The organism is Brevibacterium sp. ZH18 (assembly GCF_022748595.1).
In the GTDB taxonomy this organism is placed as follows: Bacteria; Actinomycetota; Actinomycetes; order Actinomycetales; family Brevibacteriaceae; genus Brevibacterium.
In genome coordinates this window covers 98,777-115,863 of the sequence record NZ_JALDSX010000004.1, presented here as the reverse complement: position 1 = coordinate 115,863, position 17,087 = coordinate 98,777, and the positions used below count along the sequence as shown (strand labels likewise).

The 17,087-nt window shown below is 58.5% G+C and carries 15 protein-coding genes; 6 read left to right on the top strand and 9 right to left on the bottom strand.

Features of this window, described 5'->3' with window-relative positions:
* Nucleotides 1–139: 139 nt before the first annotated feature.
* Nucleotides 140–1,417, top strand: a complete 1,278-nt coding sequence (locus tag MPN20_RS02895; RefSeq protein WP_241211510.1) for a CDP-glycerol glycerophosphotransferase family protein — start codon at nt 140–142, stop codon at nt 1,415–1,417.
* A gap of 182 nt (nt 1,418–1,599) precedes the next feature.
* Here the strand turns inward: MPN20_RS02895 and MPN20_RS02890 are convergent, their stop codons facing one another.
* The 7 genes from MPN20_RS02890 to MPN20_RS02860 all read right to left on the bottom strand — a co-directional run bounded on the left by MPN20_RS02890 (nt 1,600) and on the right by MPN20_RS02860 (nt 10,792).
* A complete protein-coding gene (locus MPN20_RS02890; protein ID WP_242779294.1) occupies nt 1,600–2,571 on the bottom strand; it encodes a glycosyltransferase in 972 nt (323 codons plus the stop codon).
* A 200-nt stretch (nt 2,572–2,771) separates the two neighbouring features.
* The gene (locus MPN20_RS02885) at nt 2,772–5,636 is read right to left on the bottom strand and encodes a CDP-glycerol glycerophosphotransferase family protein (protein WP_242779291.1); all 2,865 of its coding nucleotides are present in this window, start codon (nt 5,634–5,636) and stop codon (nt 2,772–2,774) included.
* 65 nt (nt 5,637–5,701) lie between these two features.
* On the bottom strand, nt 5,702–6,625 hold the full coding sequence (locus MPN20_RS02880) for a glycosyltransferase (protein WP_242779288.1): 924 nt from the start codon (nt 6,623–6,625) through the stop codon (nt 5,702–5,704).
* Nucleotides 6,622–7,449 (bottom strand): CDP-alcohol phosphatidyltransferase family protein, encoded by an 828-nt coding sequence (locus tag MPN20_RS02875; protein WP_242779285.1) that lies wholly within the window; start codon nt 7,447–7,449, stop codon nt 6,622–6,624. Before MPN20_RS02875 ends, MPN20_RS02880 begins: the two co-directional genes overlap by 4 nt.
* Before the next feature lie 124 nt (nt 7,450–7,573).
* Nucleotides 7,574–8,971 carry a glycosyltransferase gene (locus MPN20_RS02870; protein WP_242779282.1) on the bottom strand — a complete coding sequence of 466 codons (1,398 nt, stop codon included), beginning with the start codon at nt 8,969–8,971 and terminating at the stop codon, nt 7,574–7,576.
* A 46-nt stretch (nt 8,972–9,017) separates the two neighbouring features.
* The gene (tagD, locus tag MPN20_RS02865; RefSeq protein ID WP_101598744.1) at nt 9,018–9,407 is read right to left on the bottom strand and encodes a glycerol-3-phosphate cytidylyltransferase; all 390 of its coding nucleotides are present in this window, start codon (nt 9,405–9,407) and stop codon (nt 9,018–9,020) included.
* Between the two features lie 110 nt (nt 9,408–9,517).
* Nucleotides 9,518–10,792, bottom strand: coding sequence for a CDP-glycerol glycerophosphotransferase family protein (locus tag MPN20_RS02860; protein WP_242779280.1), 1,275 nt, complete (start codon nt 10,790–10,792; stop codon nt 9,518–9,520).
* 152 nt (nt 10,793–10,944) lie between these two features.
* Here MPN20_RS02860 and MPN20_RS02855 point away from each other — a divergent pair, with 152 nt between their 5' ends.
* The 4 genes from MPN20_RS02855 (at nt 10,945) to MPN20_RS02840 (ending at nt 15,133) form a co-directional block, all read left to right on the top strand.
* Nucleotides 10,945–12,093 (top strand): magnesium and cobalt transport protein CorA, encoded by a 1,149-nt coding sequence (locus MPN20_RS02855; RefSeq protein WP_242779277.1) that lies wholly within the window; start codon nt 10,945–10,947, stop codon nt 12,091–12,093.
* Between the two features lie 137 nt (nt 12,094–12,230).
* On the top strand, nt 12,231–13,073 hold the full coding sequence (locus MPN20_RS02850; protein ID WP_242779274.1) for a glycerophosphodiester phosphodiesterase: 843 nt from the start codon (nt 12,231–12,233) through the stop codon (nt 13,071–13,073).
* A gap of 417 nt (nt 13,074–13,490) precedes the next feature.
* Entirely contained in the window at nt 13,491–14,477 is a 987-nt protein-coding gene (locus MPN20_RS02845) for a malate dehydrogenase (RefSeq protein WP_069600771.1), read from the top strand.
* 62 nt (nt 14,478–14,539) lie between these two features.
* Entirely contained in the window at nt 14,540–15,133 is a 594-nt protein-coding gene (locus MPN20_RS02840) for an XRE family transcriptional regulator (RefSeq protein ID WP_101620206.1), read from the top strand.
* Between the two features lie 9 nt (nt 15,134–15,142).
* Here MPN20_RS02840 and MPN20_RS02835 read toward each other — a convergent pair whose 3' ends face one another.
* Nucleotides 15,143–15,559 (bottom strand): ChaB family protein, encoded by a 417-nt coding sequence (locus MPN20_RS02835; protein ID WP_069601425.1) that lies wholly within the window; start codon nt 15,557–15,559, stop codon nt 15,143–15,145.
* Nucleotides 15,560–15,860: 301 nt separating this feature from the next.
* On the opposite strand from MPN20_RS02835, the gene MPN20_RS02830 reads away from it, so the two are divergent.
* Nucleotides 15,861–16,112 (top strand): hypothetical protein, encoded by a 252-nt coding sequence (locus MPN20_RS02830; RefSeq protein ID WP_240513715.1) that lies wholly within the window; start codon nt 15,861–15,863, stop codon nt 16,110–16,112.
* 28 nt (nt 16,113–16,140) lie between these two features.
* On the opposite strand, the gene MPN20_RS02825 is transcribed toward MPN20_RS02830, so the two are convergent.
* Nucleotides 16,141–17,034, bottom strand: a complete 894-nt coding sequence (locus MPN20_RS02825) for an SDR family oxidoreductase (protein ID WP_242779271.1) — start codon at nt 17,032–17,034, stop codon at nt 16,141–16,143.
* Nucleotides 17,035–17,087 lie beyond the last annotated feature (53 nt).

Sequence of the window (17,087 nt, the reverse complement as noted above, 5' to 3'; positions counted from 1 at the left end):
CACCTGTAAAACTTGACCACGACGCTGAACCCTGTGCCCATCGCTCACGCTCCGTTCAGTCATGTCCGGATAGAATGACGAGTGATACCGACTGCCTGGAGCAGCTGCTCACCGAATGACCGTCATCGAAAGGCCCACCTTGAAGAATCTGATTCGCAACACGGCTCTGGCAGCCGTGAGATCGTCTGCGTGGAAGAACACCAGCAGGTGGATACGTGGATCAGAGCGCTGGGACCGCCTCGAAGCAGAGTACGACGGAAGTTACGTCAGAGCAGAAGTCGTCGTCTATTTCGGAGACACTCAGTCCAAGTTCTACCAGTTGGAGCAGTGGATACCTGTCCTCGAAGAACTTGATCGACACCACAAGGTGGCGATCGTTCTCCGCAAGCCCTCGGCATTGCTTGAAGCCCTCGAAGTCACACACCTTCCGCTTGTGCTCAAGCGCAAGTTCGATCCCCTGCATACCTTTTACCATGCGAACGATTTCAAGCTTGCCCTCTATGTCAATAACGGGATGACGAACTTCCAGTCGCTCGGATATGCGCCGATGGTGCATGTTCATGTCAATCATGGAGAATCCGACAAACTGAGTATGGTTTCGAACCAGGCGAAGTCCTACGACAAAGTCTTCGTTGCCGGCGATGCCGCCATCGAACGGCATCGAAAAGCGCTCCTGGACTTCGACGAAGCCGCCTTGATCAAGGTAGGACGGCCTCAACTCGACATCATTAGACCGTTGGAGCTCGAACCGACTTCAGCCCGAACGATCATGTATGCGCCCACCTGGGAGGGCGAGAACGACTCCAACAACTACACATCAGTTGATCTCTACGGACCTCAGATCATCGAATCCGCACTTGCGCTGCCGAACACTCGGGTCATCTACAAACCACATCCCCGCGTCGAGTCGTCGAAAGACCCTCAGATGCAGGCGGCCAACACTCGCATTCTCGAATTGCTCGAGGAGGCGAATCAACGCATCGACGCAGAAGCTGAACAACACCAGGTCCTGATGCAGGGCGACATCCTTGCGATGTTCGATGCCGTCGATATGCTCATCACAGATGTCTCGAGTGTCGGACTCGACTTCCTCTATCTGTGCCCGCAAAAACCTCTCGTCCTCACCGATCGGCGAAACGACGAATCGATTCTGAACGAGGAAGCTCCGGTCAGCCGAGCAACTCCGGTCATCGATTCGACGACGGTCAAGCACGCTTTCGACATGTTCGAACGAGCTTTGAGCAGAGACGACAGGGCGGATGCTCGGCAGCTTCTGCGCACCTTCTACTTCGGTGAAGGCAGCAGGGGCACCTCAACGAAACTGTTCACTACGGCAATTTCAGATCTGATTGCCCACCGAGAATCGGATCTCGTCGGCTTCCACGACACAAGCACCAACGCCGAATCCAGCGAGTAGACGAGCCCAGGAGTCCCATTGCTACTGATCGCTGTCCCGCGATCTGAACAGCACAGCCGACTCCCGCCAACTGACGAACTCCCGCGAGCAATTGCGGTTCGGGAATCGATACTGCCTGCCCCCGCAGCGGAGAACAGACGCTGTGCCCTAGATGGAGTGGTCTCGCTTAACTCTCTCAGCGCTCAGCGAGACATCTGAAAGAACAGATCCTCCCACTGGTCCAGAATCTTACCGGGTGCGTACCGCTTCGATTCAGCCGCGCATGCCTCTGACATCGACGACAACGTTTCATGATCTTCCGCCAGTGACAACATAGCTTCAGACAATTCTCTGACGTTGTTCTTCGGTACGACGAGACCAGTGCGCTCCGAATCAATGAGCTCTCGAATGCCTGGGGAACAATCGAAAGCCACGGTCGGGACGCCCAACAATCCGGCTTCGACAATGGCGATAGGCAAGCCCTCAACCTGCGACGTGAGGACGTGGACTTTTGAGCCGATGAGCACCTCACCAACTTGGTCCGTCTTGCCCATGAGCTGGGCCCGAGGAATGGACCTGTCGTCGATCATCGACTGCAGCTGGGGCCGAAGGGGACCCTCCCCGTAGAGTTCAACCCGCCAATCAGGGAGTTGTTCTGAAACTTCGTTCCACGCGGCGAGAAGGTAGTGCAAAGACTTTTCCTCGTCGTATCGTCCCAACGCAACGAACGTATTGCTGCGCTCTTTCTCTGTATGTGCCGGTGTCGCGACTGGATTTGGCACCCAGTAAGTATTGTTGAGTCCCTTCTTGCGAAACTCTTCAGCATAAGCGGCCGTCAGAAAAACAGATCGATCGACGGTGTCGTAGGCCTTCAGTACTCTGCGCAGATCATTGCCGGTGTTCTGTGCGCCTGTAAAGGATCCATGGTACTGACCGATCACTCTGGGATGAGACGAATCATCGGCATCATAGCCGGCTTCGAGCATGTGCTCCATGCCGTACACCTGTGTACAGATGATCAAAGTCCTCGGGCCCCAGAATTCGATGAGTTCGCGCAGCTGTGCGACAGCTATCTCTCGCAACTCGAACCGTCGTTCGTGACGAGCCACACGGGCCTTGTCTCTCTTGTCGGCGTCGGAGCGAAGAACCCAGTCTTCAGGAGGAGATTCCGGCATCAGAGTCCGTACGACAATCTCAGCGGGACGCTGGACCACCTGCCGATGGCCGGCTGGCGGTGGCGACACTCCTACGAGCTCGGTCTCGTATCCTCGAGAGTGGAAACCTAGGGCCATTTCATTGATGAATCTGCCGACTCCGCCCAAACGGTCAACGTCGTTTGCCAGGAGAACGATTCGATCGAACGACTGTTGTCTGGTCATTTCCCGCCCCAAATCGTTGCTATTGTCGTCTGCGCGCTGTCACCAGGTTCGACTCCTGCAAAGCGGTCTCTGAAAGCTCGGCGTTCACCAGCAAAGCGGTCACTTCCGCTCACGACTTCGCGAATAGCGTCGACCAGTTCTTCTTGTGTCGCCACCAATGGCCCCGGTCGATGACTACGAAGGTCGAAGTACGTTCCCCGCGCAGACGAGACATAGTCCTCAAAGTCGAACGTGTAGAGAATCACGGGACGATCAAGTGAGAGGAAATCGAAGATAATGCTGGAATAGTCGGAAACGAGCATATCAGCGGCCAACAGAACCCTAGCTGTGTCCCCCACCGCCGACACATCGACAACGTTTGCTCGGTACTGGTCCGGCACTTTGATCCGGTTGAGGTAGTGAGGCCGGAGCATCACCTGAACATCGTCGCCCAAGGAATCCACAAGTTCCTTGAGGTCCAGTTCGAGTGATGTTCGACCTGGCTTCCGGAATGTCGGTGCATACAGTACCGTCGAACGGCTCGGATCAACCCCAAGACGGGCTTTTGCCGCAGCTGTATCAGTGCCTTCTCTCACTAGGATGTCGTTCCTCGGCGATCCCAGCGGAAGCAGCTCCCCTTGGTACCGATATGCGGGTACAAAAGTTTCCTTGAAATAGGTGCTCGGCACACTCAAGTAGTCCCAGTAGTCAATCTTCCGCTGAAGATTCTCTGCTGTTTCGGCAGAAGCGAACGCGAAGGAATCCTCGTCGAAGCCCATGCGTTTGATGGGGATGCCGTGCCAAGTTTGCAGATAGGTCTGTCCGGGCCTCTTCACGAACCCATCGGGCAGGCTCTGGTTGTCGATGATGAAGCGCGCTTTGGCCAACGTACGGTAATAGTCGACGGTGTGTCGAACCACGATGTCGTCACGGCCGGGAGTCCACCTCTGGTCCTGTGCGGCCGACCATATCACCTTGAGATCGGGTCGAGCCTTCTTCAGCTCATCGACCACGTCCCGGGGGGAATCGAACTGAGAAGTTCCCATATGCGATTCGACGACGACCAGGTGTTCGTCAACAGCGTCTTTCGACGCGCCTATGATCCTGGCTCCTTCCGTCGCCCTCACACTCGGCTCAAGCGGATCGTAGCGATCCTGGAGTCGGGCACTGCTTCGTGCAAGGATCGGATCCAAATACTCTCGCACCTTGCGTCTGCGTTTGTTGATGCGGGCCGAGCGCAGAGCTAGCGTGCCAACCCCGGTTGCATAGGGCTGGTATCGCACGTTGCTGGCCCTCTGGAGCAGTCCTTTCGGAGTGGTCATCTGTCTGGCACCAGCAAATTTCTGTTTCGCTCTCAAAGGCTGCAATGAATACGAGATTCCGTCACTCAGTTCCAACCGGACGGAGAGCTTCGGACGAATTGCCATATCTATTGCGTCCGGAAATTGGAACTCAACTGTCCAATTGATCCATCCGCTCTCGGTTCTGGTGAAGTTGAAGGGAGCCGTCCACTCTCGTTGGTGGCCCCACCGCTCTCTGATGACCACACGGGTGCTGACATCTCCGCCTGCAAACTTCGAGAACGGGTCGGGTGTCTCACCTTTGATGGTCAACAAATTATGCGCATCGATGGTCACTTTGTCGACGCGGTTAAACCACTTGAAGTTGTACCAAGGAATGTCAGCGAGCTCTCGCGGATCAAATGTGGCCAGGCGCCGCTCCAATGAGCCTACGGGGAACTGGCCGAAAACTGACGGTTCCCACAGACTCGAGTCTGCGTCAGAGGCCAGTTCTCCATAGATGTCGTAGATCCCTCGTGCGACGTTGATCATACGAATAACCAGATCTACATCCATCGCCAGCGCCGCGGCCATGAGCAGCTTCTCCGAGGTGGAAATCAAATCAATAACATGTTCTGGCACCGACAGGATCAGAGATCTCAACTCGGCAAGCACGTCCGGAGCAATCGACCGATAAGTCTTGTCGGCAATGTCGTTGAGATAAATCCTCGTATCGTGGCGGATGATCTTCAACTGCAGGCGATCGTGGAGATTAGGGACGACGTTCCGTGGAGCCAACTCCATGACCCTCTTGAGAGCGATCTTTCGATGCTGAAGATTCTTGATGTCATCCCGCTGGTTGGTGATCGATTTCCGCACCTTCACCGGATAGACATTCCACTGGTAGACCTTCTCCGGGATGACTGAGATCCCTCGCGCTCCGGCAAACGCCTCGGCGGTGAATACGAGATCCTCATAATGCATATTCTCTAGGAAACGCAGATTCAGGCGATCGATGAAATCTCGACGGTAGAGCTTAGCCACTGAGATGGTGTCGATCGCCATCTCAGGGTTGTCTTCTATCGACGTGTAATGAGCCTCTTCGCGATAGAGACGAGCGTGCCATCCAAAATGACGATTCGTAGCAACTTCAAATCGACCTGTGCGCCCCATTGTCAGTTCTGATTTGGATGTTTCCGCGGTTCGCAGCAGGTTGTAACAGGCATGCCTTTCAAGGACGTCGTCGCTGTCCAAGAACATCACGAAAGCTCCCCTGGCTTCTGCAAGCCCTATATTGCGTGGTGCGCCAGGCCCACCACTGTTGTGCTCTGTTCTGAAGACTCGCACTCTTGGTTCTTCGTTGGCTATCGCTGAAGCCCGATCAAATGTCTCGTCAGTGGAGCAGTCGTCGACGACGACGGCCTCCGTCGCATGCAAAGTTTGGTTGAGCACTGACCGTATGGCATTCGCGATATTCGCCTCGTCGTTGAAACCGCAGATGATGACGGTGACGAGCGGCTGCCCCTCTGGGCCCCAAATCTCATCGTCACAGACCGATTCGCGTGTTGATGTCTCGATATCCTGCATTTCGGTCGTGACCAAGTACCTTTCAGCGTCATGAGATATTTCTGAATTGGCTGCCCAACTCTGTTTGGGCAGGAAAATCGTCAGACCACGGGTGGACGACCGTGTCGAGTCATCCTCAACACTCCTCTGCCCGACAATTTGCGGTGCTGTTCGTCTGCACCCCATGGATCGAGCTTCCAGCCATCGCGCCATCCGCGGAACCACGGCTTCAGCTGCTCTGGCTTGTTCGCCCACTTCATGCATTGCATCAGTGTCCATGAACCGACGTAGGCCCAGTTGAAGGGCCATGGCAGATTGCGTCGAGCAAGCCAGACTCGATTTCGGGCGTTCATGTAGAAGTATTCTTCATGACGGCGTGGATCCATGACCGGGTGGGCTACCGCGATATCACCCATGTACCAAACCGTGTAGCCGGCGTCCCAGATGCGCCACGCCAGCTCAATGCCTTCATGCGCATACCAGAATGGCGCCGGCCACCCACCGCACTCGTCAAAGGCCTTGCGCTGGAGACAGACGGCCCCCTCCCAGACAGAGAATACATTTGAGGAATGATCCGCTTCGCCCTTCTTCAGGCGAGGAATCCAACGTTTCGGTGCGGCTGGCCCGTCAGGCTCTTCTACCCGGGGCTGCACTAGACCGATCTTCGGTTTGGTGCGCATCAGCTGAGCCATGCGCATGAGGGTCGTATCGTCTGGCAGCCACGCGTCATCGTCCAGGAAGAACAGGAACTCGCCCTTGACGTGCGGAACGCCGGCGTTCCGTCCCGCAGGAATACCTAAGTTCTCGGGTAGCCCAAGCTTCTTTACTCTGGCAGGGATCCCTGTCGGTTCCCATCCATTGCCGACACAGACGATGTCGAGATCGACACCCTTTTGGGCCAACAACGACTCGAACCCACGGTTGAGATCGTCCAGCCTCTTCCCCTGCGACAGCACGACCACTCCGAACGAGTACTTACGACTCGTTTCCAAACGTTGCGACAAGATGCGTGACGTATCGCTCATGACAGCCGCTTCGACGCCATGATCGACAGGAAGTGCCCGACGACCGACAGGAAACAGAGCGGAACCAGGATCATGATGAGCCACCGTTCACCAAACAGCGGGGCAGCACCGATAGGCACCGCCATCGCGGTCACGATACTCGAAACAAGGGCAAGCAATGACATCTCCACCGAATGGAAGATCCGATGGAATGGCAGGAATCGAGCCATGCGCTTGAGCGAAGCGACGACGCCAGGGTTGAGAGCAGTAGCTGCTTGCGAGTCAGCGAGTTTGTCCAACCCGTTGAAGGCCCTGGACACGTGGACCATGTCGTTGAGCGCCTTGTTCAGCAGAACGAATGATGACAGAACGGCTCCGCCCAACAGGTATGGATACATTGCAGCAGGATCAGCACGAAGGTTGGATAGTTCTCCGACAGCTCGTGCTCCGAGGACGAAAGCCACAAGTCCTTCGGTCGTGTAGTGACCGACCTTATCGAGAAAAACACCCTTGGCTCCGCTGGTACCGCGCCACCGGGCAACCTCTCCATCGCAGCAGTCGATATACATCTGCACCTGAGAGAAGAACACTGCCAGCACAGCTCCCCAGATTCCAGGGAGCAGAAGGCTCGCGGCGATGCACCATCCCGCGAGGATCATCAGTCCGGTCACACCGTTGGCACTGATCCGGGTCCGGACGAGGAGCATGGTGAAGTAGATAGAAATGTGACGCAGATACAGCTGCGCCGTCCAATGCTCTGCGTTCTTGCGGCTTCGAACTTCGATCGGCTGTGCCTTCGCCCTGAGTTCAGACAGGGTCGGGTGCAATGGCTGTTCGCCTCCCATGCTCCCCACCTTCTTCCTCAGCGTCTCGCGACTTAGTTCTCGACAATTTTACCTTCTGTTAGCCGTGAGACTTATGTCCCCTGGCCAACCTCACAACACTGGATGTCTATGGGGTAGTTCTGATTCAGCGACCAATAATACGTTTGAGCTTGCGCTTCGTTCGCGCTTGAGTGCTCATCCCCCGCGAGACTGCAATGCTGAGGTTCCCCTTCTTCGTCGAATACAACTCGACATCGCGGTCATCGGTGAAATGCAGGCTGAAGGGTCGGTCTGGTCCTTCTATCCTACGATTCTGATGCCCCCGACCAGGAGAAAGCCACAAATCGTAGCGACGAGCCCCCTCCATGAGCGGGAGCGTCTCCTTGGGGATCTGCACCGTCACCTGGCTCTTCGCAAGTTGAATTGGAATCGTCACGATTCTGGACTTATCGTTCCGGTCGATGACGACCAGCTTTGGCAGTTCACCATCAGAGAACCCACCGGACAGCTTTCCTGCGAGCTCAATGTTGCCGCGTTTGCTGCGTGCCGAGACGAATGTGAAATCGACACTTCCGGCGCGTGCATACGCAACAATGGCGTCAAGGTCACCGTCCCTGGCCAGGTCCGTTCTCACCTGAGCGATTTCGTCCATCTTCTCGAACCGAGACGTGGTGATGAACCGATCAATGAACCACTTCTGTTGCCGTTGCCATGCTTGCCGCCGCTCCAACGAATGAGTCGCGACCCGAGAGTTCGTGAAGTTCGCAAGCACCTTTCGGAAATAGATCTCGTTGATGATGCGATCGCCAGTGTCAGGATCAGTGCAGTACTTTTCGACGTTCTCGGCCATCACCGCAACTGATCCGATGTAATTTGCTGGATCGACGGGCTTCGCGCTGAGATGGTCCTGCTGCGGATGATGAATGATGACGTAGAAGTCGTAGCCGTTGAGGATCGAAACACGACTCGCTTTGAGATAGGCCAGCGACAAGAATTGACCGTCTTCCAGTCGGACCTTCTCCTCCGGAAAACGGATGTCCTGGTCAAGGAGGAACTCTCGGCGAAACAGCTTCTGCGGTGTCAGAGTCGTGAAACAGGTAACCAGATCTGCATCGATCTGTGTCGTTTCGTACCGCCATTGCGCGTAGAGTCGATCGCCCCTGGGGACCATTTTGGGCACGACTACATCGCTGGCATGTTCATCGGCGAAGTCAGCGAGGCGCTCTAGCGCCTCAGGGCCGCCGAACTCATCATCAGGATCGGCAAAGAATACGTAGTCGCCTCGAGCAGCTGCCAGCCCCACATTGCGAGGCTTGCCCGGCCACCCTGAATTTTCCTGATGAATAACGTGAACGTTCTGGTGCTCGCGAGCAAAGTCATCAAGTATTGCTGCGCTGTCATCGGTCGATCCATCATTGACTGCAATAAGTTCTATCGAGTCGCCGGGCAGCGTCTGAATCAGGAAGCTGTTGACAAAAGCGTGGAGAAATGGGCCCGCGTTGTAGACGGGAGCGACAACACTGACGCGAATTCCATTAGTCATTTAGCCCTCTCGTGGTGGCTGGGAAGTGAGATCCGTGCAGAGAGTGTCAGGAGTTTCCGAGCTCGGACTTGATCCGAGTCGTCGAGATCTCTGGGGTGCGAGCAAGGTACACGACCTCAACCTTGTCCTTGAGGAAGTCGAATTCGCCTTCCCAGTCATCGCCCATGACGAAGGTGTCGATGTGATACTTATCGACGTCCGTCATCTTCTGCTCCCAGTTGTCTTCGGGGATGACGAGGTCGACGTAGCGGATGGCTTCGAGCATGTGCTTGCGCTCTTCGAAGCTGAAGTAGGACTTCTTGCCCTTGCCCGCATTGAACTCGTCGCTTGAGAGGGCAACTACCAAGTAGTCGCCCTGCTCCTTGCAACGCTGAAGCAAACGGATATGCCCATAATGGAGCAGATCGAACGTGCCATATGTGATGACTCGGCGCATCGAAGGTACCATCCAAACAATCAAGGCCCCACTCCGGGGGCCGAAAACAACTCACAGTTCAGCCCGAGTTTACCATTCTGTAACTCAGAGAATCGGGATTGCGACGCGGGTCACGCGGCCCGACGCGTTCGCATGGCTGCCTCACGTGATCCGATGACGGATTCGGCGGCCCCGACGAAACGTGAAACCTGCGTCCCCTGTTCGGTGTCACCCAGATAGTCGAAGCTCATCTGCTTGAGCTCAGCCTCGCGATCAGCGGTGCCCGCCGTGCGCAGCAGCTCAGCGATCCCGGCCTCAGCACCTGGCTCCAGGAGGGGACACCGGTCCATCAGTCCGCCCGCAAGCACCTCGGCGGCGGGATTGTGCGGAGCGATCATCACCAACGGCTGACGCGTGGCCAACCAGTCGAAGGCGACCGACGACATTTCGGCGAGCGCCAGATCCGCTGCCTCGAACTGCCACGACACGTCTGGGGTTTGGTCAAGGAAGCCGCGCGGATGGTCGCGGACGATGTCCTGGACGGCGTCGAGTTCCCGTTTAAAAGCGCCCTTCAGGATGCCGGTGCGGGGATGCGGGCGAAATATCACACGATAGTTTGCGTCCAGCATCGTCGTCACGAGGGTCCTGCCGTTGTCGGCGAGCGTGCCATAGGCCATTGCCGGGGAGTCGCCTTCCCAGGTCGGCGCGTAGAACACTGTCTTGCCTGCGGGGGCATCACTGTCGAAGTCGCGCCAGACCTGGGGAACCTCTCGGGGCCGATCCAGCTGCGGCCGACCCACATCGATCATCCGGTCCTCGTCCAGTCCGAACAGAGTCTGCTCGATTCGGTTCCGTGCGGCTCGGCCAGCGGTGAACACATAGTCATAGGCCTTGAGCTGATTCGAGATCATGGAGATCTTCTCACTCTCACCATGGCTGAGGTGGACGTGCGCCGGCTTGGGAAATCGCAGCGCCTGGAAGTTTCCCGTTGACTGATTGACATAGAAGACGACCCTGAGGCTCGGCGCAGACATGAACGCATCGAGCCCCTTCGTCAGGCGAGAGAAGCGCACCGGCAGAGTCGTTCGTGAGCGCAGATGTTTGGCAACGTGCGCGCTGCGCACGATGATGCCGAAGGGCTGGTGAGAATATCCGGCGTCGCGCAGCTGCTGTGCGAGCTGTTCGAAGGGCCATACCCATTGCTCGAGCTGGTAAGCCGAGTCCACCTCGGCAGAGAAGTACGCCGCAGCGACGAAGTCGTCAGTCGGCTGGGGCGAATAGTCAGCTGGAAGTCGCGCCTCTTCGATGCGACCGCCGAACACGTTCGATCCGACCCGAAAGGCAGATCGAGCTAGGTGAAAGCTCTTTTGCGCACGCTGAGTGACCTTGTCGGGCAGATTGATCATTGAACTATTATGCATGGCGGCGGATGCCCCAGCCTGGAGTGCCTTCTCAGACTCGGGTGACGAATACCGGCCTGTGGCTGCGAACTTGCCTGATCGATTCGCTCGGCGTAGTCGACTACCTTAGGGAGGAGCCGACTGAAGGAGCGATAACGATGGCACAGATGCGCAGACACAAGTCCGAACCTTTCTCCCGCCGCAAGCGGGCGGGCCACGGGACTGCCGCAGTGCCCGAAACTCCGATGCTGCTGACCCGTCAGATCGTCGACAGCGAGCCTCTCGGACTGTCGGTGGCGCACTCCTTCGCCGAGGCACTGGCCCACCATTCCTCGGACCACTCGGAGCACTCGGACCCCGTTCCCGAGTCTCCGGCCTCTGGATCGTTCACCCAGATCGTCATTCCCTACTCCACACCCGAACTCCTCGCCGAGGTCGCCTCGGCGTGGGGTCTCCACACCGTCCTCGTCGAGGACCTTTTCCACGCGAACCAGCGCCCGAAGGTCGAACGCTACGACGACGTGCTCTTCGTCGTCCTCAAATCCGCCGTCTACATCGACTCAGCTGAGGAAGTCGAGTTCAAGGAATTCCACCTGCTCATGAAGGGCGACGTCCTCGTCATCGTGTGCCAGGACGACCGGTTCATCGACGGCACGCCGATCCCCAGCCGTCGCGAAGACATGGATGCTTACTTCACCAACGAGAAGCGCCTGTGGTCATCGAACCGGGAACTGCTCGCACTGGGTCCCGAGGCCCTCGTCTACCGGCTCCTCGATACCGCCGTCGACACCTACTTCCCTGTCCTCGACGGACTGCAGGACGACAAGGACGGGATCGAACGACAGGTCTTCAGCGGCGACACCGCAGCAGCCGAGCGCATCTATCTGCTCAGCCAAGAGGTCATCGACGTCCTCCACACCACGACTCATCTCAACCGGCTCACGCAGAGGTTGGGCAACGGCGCGACGAAGTATGCGATCCCCGGCGAACTCCAGGCCTACCTCGATGACGTCACCGACCACCTCACCCGCGTCCTTGCCGAGTCCGCCGAGCTGCGCGAAGCCCTGTCCCAGATCCTCAACGTCAACTCCACGCTTGTGGCCCAACGCCAGAACGAGGACATGAAGAAGATCTCCGGCTGGGCGGCCATCCTCTTCGCCCCCACACTGATCGGGGCGATCTACGGCATGAACTTCGATGTCATGCCCGAGCTGCACTGGGCCTTTGGCTACCCCATGGCGCTCGGTCTCATGCTGGGCCTGGGTATCGTCCTCTACACGGTATTCAAGAAGAAGAAATGGATGTGAGACCACTCAGGCGAGAGTGACCTGTCTCCGAGCAGCTGACATCATTCGCCTGCTCTCATTCTGCTGTTCACTTTCGGTCCTCCGGGAGCTTACTCGGCGCCCGTAGCGTCGCGCTCGTGACTTCTACCAATTCAAAAATGTTCCGTCCACGTCCCGCTTCGATCGTCTCGGCTGCAGCACTCTCACTAGCTGTCATCGCCGGTACCGCAGCCGCACCGGCGACTGCTTCCCCCGGACCCATTTCTGCCGGACCGGCTCACCCCTCCCCTGCCGCGCCGGATCGGGTGTCCGACCTGACGTACCCGACGACGATCTCCCACCGAGGTGGCGCCGCGGTCTACCCGGAGGAATCCATGGAAGGATTCACCGCCTCGGTGAAGGACGGGTTCCTCCCCGAAATGGACATTCAGTTCCTCGAAGACGGCACCCCCGTCCTCATCCACGACGACACAGCCGATAGGACGCTCAACGGGGTCAGCGGACCGATCCGCGACCTCAGCCTCGAGGAGTGGAACTCAGCGACAATCAAGAGCCCCACCGGCGGAGCCGAAGCAGAGACGGTGACTCTCGACGAGGCGCTCGACGAACTCGGCGGGGAGGTCGTCATGGTGCCCGAGATCAAACCCGGAGCCACCTCGGCGGAGGTTGATCAGGTCCTCGACGAATTCGACGAACGCGGTCTTTCGGACTCGCTCATAGTCCAGTCCTTCGACTTCGAGGCGGCGAAGACGATCGCCAAGCGCGGGTACACCTCGCTCTACCTCATGGGCGCGACTCTGCCGAAGCAGTCGTTCGACGAGATCTCCGACGCGGGCATCGAATGGGTCGGCCCCAGCAAGAATCTGCCGACTCGGGACCTGCGCAAGCTCGACAAGGCAGGCTTCCACGTGGCCCCCTACACCCTCAAGACGTCGAAGGACGGGCACCGCCTGCCCGGCTGGATCGACGGCTACTTCACGGATGACGCCTGGACGAAATAGCGGGCAACGTCCTCGGCACCCAAGCAGAGCGATTCGCTCCGCTTGGGTGCCGAGATTTAGTCGGGACCATAATCTAGTCGTGAACGCCGTGCCTGCGGACGAAATCTGAGTCCCTATTGATGCCCAGCGGTGGTGAGTCGAATAGAATCGGTTCGTCACAAATTTCTCTCCTGAGGAATTGCAGTGACCGTCCAACGCAGCGATGCCGTACAAGCGACCGTGACGGGCCTCAACAAGGAAGTGGATTCCTCGTCATGCCGCGCGGCGTCCTCGGCAATGAAGTGACGTTCTTGGCGTGTTCGCAGAAGAACATCGCCGTCGCGCACATTCAAGCAGATGACAATCACGGTCATATGCACACGCGAAGGGCCCGCATCGCATGCGTCAATCTCCGACCACAGTTAAGGAGCACAATCTATGAACACTCCCGTTAAAGTCGCCGTCACCGGTGCTGCCGGTCAGATCGGCTACAGTCTCCTCTTCCGCATTGCCAGCGGCGCGCTCTTCGGCCCCGACACTCCAGTTCAACTGCGCTTGTTGGAAATCACACCAGCACTGACCGCCCTCGAGGGCGTGGTCATGGAACTCGAGGACTGTGCCTTCCCCACTCTCAACTCAGTCGAAATCGGCGATTCGGCCGAGCACATCTTCGACGGAGTCAACCTCGCCCTACTCGTCGGCGCTCGACCCCGGTCTGAGGGCATGGAGCGCAGCGACCTCCTCGAAGCCAATGGTGCGATCTTCACCGCCCAAGGCAAGGCGCTCAATAAAGTCGCCGCCGACGATGTGCGTATCGGAGTCACCGGGAATCCGGCCAACACCAATGCGCTGATCGCAATGAGCAATGCGCCCGATGTCCCCGCCGAACGTTTCAGCGCGCTGACCCGCTTAGACCACAATCGCGCCCTCGCACAGTTGGCAAAAAAGGCCGCAGTATCGGTCGCCGATATATCCAGGATGACGATCTGGGGCAATCACTCAGCCACGCAGTATCCCGACATCTACCACGCAGAAATCGGCGGAAGGAATGCCGCCGAGGTCATCGGCGACCAGTCCTGGGTCGAAAACGATCTCATCCCCACGGTTTCCGGGCGCGGTGCCGCAATCATCGAAGCGCGGGGGTCCTCCTCAGCGGCGTCCGCTGCCGCGGCGACAATCGACGCCGCCCATGACTGGCTGCACGGCACCCCCGAAGGCGACTGGGCCTCGATGGCTGTGGTCTCCGATGGCTCCTATGGGGTGCCCGAGGGACTGATCTGCTCCTATCCCGTGACGACGTCAGACGGGAACTGGGAGATCGTGCAGGGACTGGAGATCAACGACTTCAGCCGCAGGATGATCGACGCCACCACGGCTGAGCTCGCCGAGGAGCGTGAGGCCGTGACTGGTCTCGGCCTGATCTGAGATCGCGTCCCCGGGGTGCTGATATTCTCGAAAGTCTGATGCCCCGTTGACCGAAGGTACCCATGAGCGCCGAGAATGTCCTGCCGCCTGCGGCTGACCCGAGTGTTGAGTACATGGGCGCGCTCATTCGCAGGCTGCGGGAATCGGCCGGGATGACCTTGACTGACCTCAGCCGAGTGGCTGGGGTCAGTCAGGGCCTGCTGAGTCAGATCGAACGTGGGCGCGGCAATCCCGCTTATCTCACGCTGCTCAAGATCGCCAAGGCCTTTGATGTGCCAGTCGGACGCTTCTTCGACTCGGGCGAGGAACCTGCCGACAATCGCGTGGTCCGCGCCGATGGCCGCCGGCAGCTGCAGGTCACCGATCGTGGACTCGTCTATGAGCTGCTGACTCCGACGATGAACGGCGCACTGCTGGTGCTCAAGGTGCGGATCCCGTCGGGGTACTCCAACGAGTCAGTGCCCTTCACCCACCATCGCGCCGAGGAATGCCTGTTCGTCCTCGAGGGCACCTGCTATTTCCAGATCGGCGACGACGGGTACACGCTCGCAGCCGGTGACAGCATCACCTACTGGGGAGACCAACCGCACTGGTTCCGTGTCCTCGGTGACGCCGAGGTGGTCCTCATCGCCACGATGACTCCCCCGGTATTCTGAGGCCAGGCTTCAGTCGTTCTTCTTCGTCTGCCTGCTGCTTTCGCGTTCGAGAGCGTCAATGAGTTCGTTCTTGCTCATCTTCGAACGTCCCGGGATCTTCAGCCGAGTCGCCTGCTGGTACAGGTGGTCCTTCGTCGCATTCGCGTCCACCCCACCAGCGGTTGGGCGGTCAGTGTTCTTTCCGCCCTTGGCCTGCGCGTCGGATGGCCCAGATGTTGATTTCGGCTCCCACTTGTCGCCGACCTTCTCGTGGGTGTGCTTCAGCGCGTCGTAGGCCACCCGGTGAGCGCGCTCTTCGTCGTCGTATTCCTCCATTGCGGAGTCATAGGCTTTGGCGAAGGTGCGCTGAGCCTTGGCATCGGAGTGTCGCAAGGTCGCCGGGAGCTCTGACTTCTTCGGTACTCCGGCACTGCTGAGTTTCGGCATGGTGACCACATCTCCTCACATTCGTGGAGTTCACGGTTACCCCGACGGTAACGCAGATCACCATCGAGTGTCAGGAACCGTGCCGCACATCATCGGCATCGATGTAGTCTCGCAGCTCTAACGCAGGTGTTCTGAGCCCGACTGAAGTCCAACAGACTGGCGTCATACTTGTCCGCCGTCAGCCAGGGGCGTACGTTTAACGCACGACGACACCGTTGCGACGGAGCCCTTCGCCGCGTCACAGGATCGCAAGCCCAGGCGCGGCTCGTTGCTGAACGGCATGGCGCAGAGAGGACCAGTCATGAGTGAGGAAGCATTCGACGAACTGATGGTGTCCACCGACTCCGCTCTGATCGTGGTCACCACCGCCGCGGAGAACGAACAGGCCGGTTGCCTGGTGGGCTTCCACTCGCAATCGAGCATGTCACCCGAGCAATACAGTTTCTGGCTGTCGAAGGCCAACCACACCTATCAGGCGAGCCTGCGAGCTGCATATTTCGCCAGCGACCTGCCCCCGGGCCACGACAACGCCGAGCGAGCGATCCACCCGTGATGGACTGAATGACACACGCCCAGCGTCCTCAGGGCGTGGGCTGGCCCCCATTGACGTTGAGAGTCTCACCCAGGACGTAACTCGACTCCGCCGAGGTGAGGAACACATAAGCTGGCGCGAGCTCCGTCGGCTGACCGGCTCGCCCCAACGGAGTGTTCTTCCCGAAGTGAGGCAGAGCCTCTTTCGGCTGCCCGTCGGAGACCTGCAGGGGTGTCCAGATCGGGCCGGGTGCGACCGCATTGACCCGGATGCCGCGGGGAGCCAGCTGTGTGGCCAGTCCTTTGGTGAAGTTGTTGATCGCAGCCTTTGTCGACGCATAGTCCAGCAGGTGGGTCGACGGAGAATACGCTTGAACGGACGTTGAGTTCACAATCGTTGCGCCGGCGGGCAGATAGCCGACCGCCGTCTTCGTCACGCGGAACATGGCACGAATGTTGGTCTCGAAGGTATTGCCCCACTGCTCGTCGGACAAGTCTTCGATCTCTTCGACTGCGATCTGTCGCCCCGCGTTATTCACCAGGGCGTCGAGTCCGCCCAGTCCGTCTGCCGCATCATGGACGACCTGCTGGCAATAGTCAGGATCAGACAGGTCACCGGGCAGTGGCAGCGCTGTGCCGCCGGCTTCGCGGATGACCTCGCAGATGTGGCGAGCATCGTCTTCCTCTGCGGGCAGGTATGACAGGGCGACGTCGGCTCCTTCGCGGGCGAAGGCGATGGCGACCGCCGCGCCGATGCCGGAGTCGGCACCGGTGATCAGTGCTTTGCGGCCTTTGAGCCTGCCGGTGCCGCGATAGCTGTCTTCACCTCGGTCGGTGCCCGGAATCAGTTTCACGTCCAGGCCCGGCTCGGGCTGGTCCTGTTTGGGTGGGGAGATGTCCGGAAACCGTTTCACGGGATCTTGGAAAGTCAGTTGGTCACTCATGAGCGGGAGTCCCCTTTCGGTTGATGCACCGTCCTGGTGCCGTCACATTAACA

Coding starts and splice junctions, on each gene's coding strand:
- MPN20_RS02890 (WP_242779294.1), bottom strand. CDS start 2,571: ATGCCGGAATCTCCTCCTGAAGACTGGGTTCTTCGCTCCGACGCCGAC.
- MPN20_RS02880 (WP_242779288.1), bottom strand. CDS start 6,625: ATGAGCGATACGTCACGCATCTTGTCGCAACGTTTGGAAACGAGTCGT.
- MPN20_RS02875 (WP_242779285.1), bottom strand. CDS start 7,449: ATGGGAGGCGAACAGCCATTGCACCCGACCCTGTCTGAACTCAGGGCG.
- MPN20_RS02870 (WP_242779282.1), bottom strand. CDS start 8,971: ATGACTAATGGAATTCGCGTCAGTGTTGTCGCTCCCGTCTACAACGCG.
- tagD (WP_101598744.1), bottom strand. CDS start 9,407: ATGCGCCGAGTCATCACATATGGCACGTTCGATCTGCTCCATTATGGG.
- MPN20_RS02860 (WP_242779280.1), bottom strand. CDS start 10,792: ATGATCAATCTGCCCGACAAGGTCACTCAGCGTGCGCAAAAGAGCTTT.
- MPN20_RS02855 (WP_242779277.1), top strand. CDS start 10,945: ATGGCACAGATGCGCAGACACAAGTCCGAACCTTTCTCCCGCCGCAAG.
- MPN20_RS02850 (WP_242779274.1), top strand. CDS start 12,231: ATGTTCCGTCCACGTCCCGCTTCGATCGTCTCGGCTGCAGCACTCTCA.
- MPN20_RS02845 (WP_069600771.1), top strand. CDS start 13,491: ATGAACACTCCCGTTAAAGTCGCCGTCACCGGTGCTGCCGGTCAGATC.
- MPN20_RS02840 (WP_101620206.1), top strand. CDS start 14,540: ATGAGCGCCGAGAATGTCCTGCCGCCTGCGGCTGACCCGAGTGTTGAG.
- MPN20_RS02835 (WP_069601425.1), bottom strand. CDS start 15,559: ATGCCGAAACTCAGCAGTGCCGGAGTACCGAAGAAGTCAGAGCTCCCG.
- MPN20_RS02830 (WP_240513715.1), top strand. CDS start 15,861: ATGAGTGAGGAAGCATTCGACGAACTGATGGTGTCCACCGACTCCGCT.
- MPN20_RS02825 (WP_242779271.1), bottom strand. CDS start 17,034: ATGAGTGACCAACTGACTTTCCAAGATCCCGTGAAACGGTTTCCGGAC.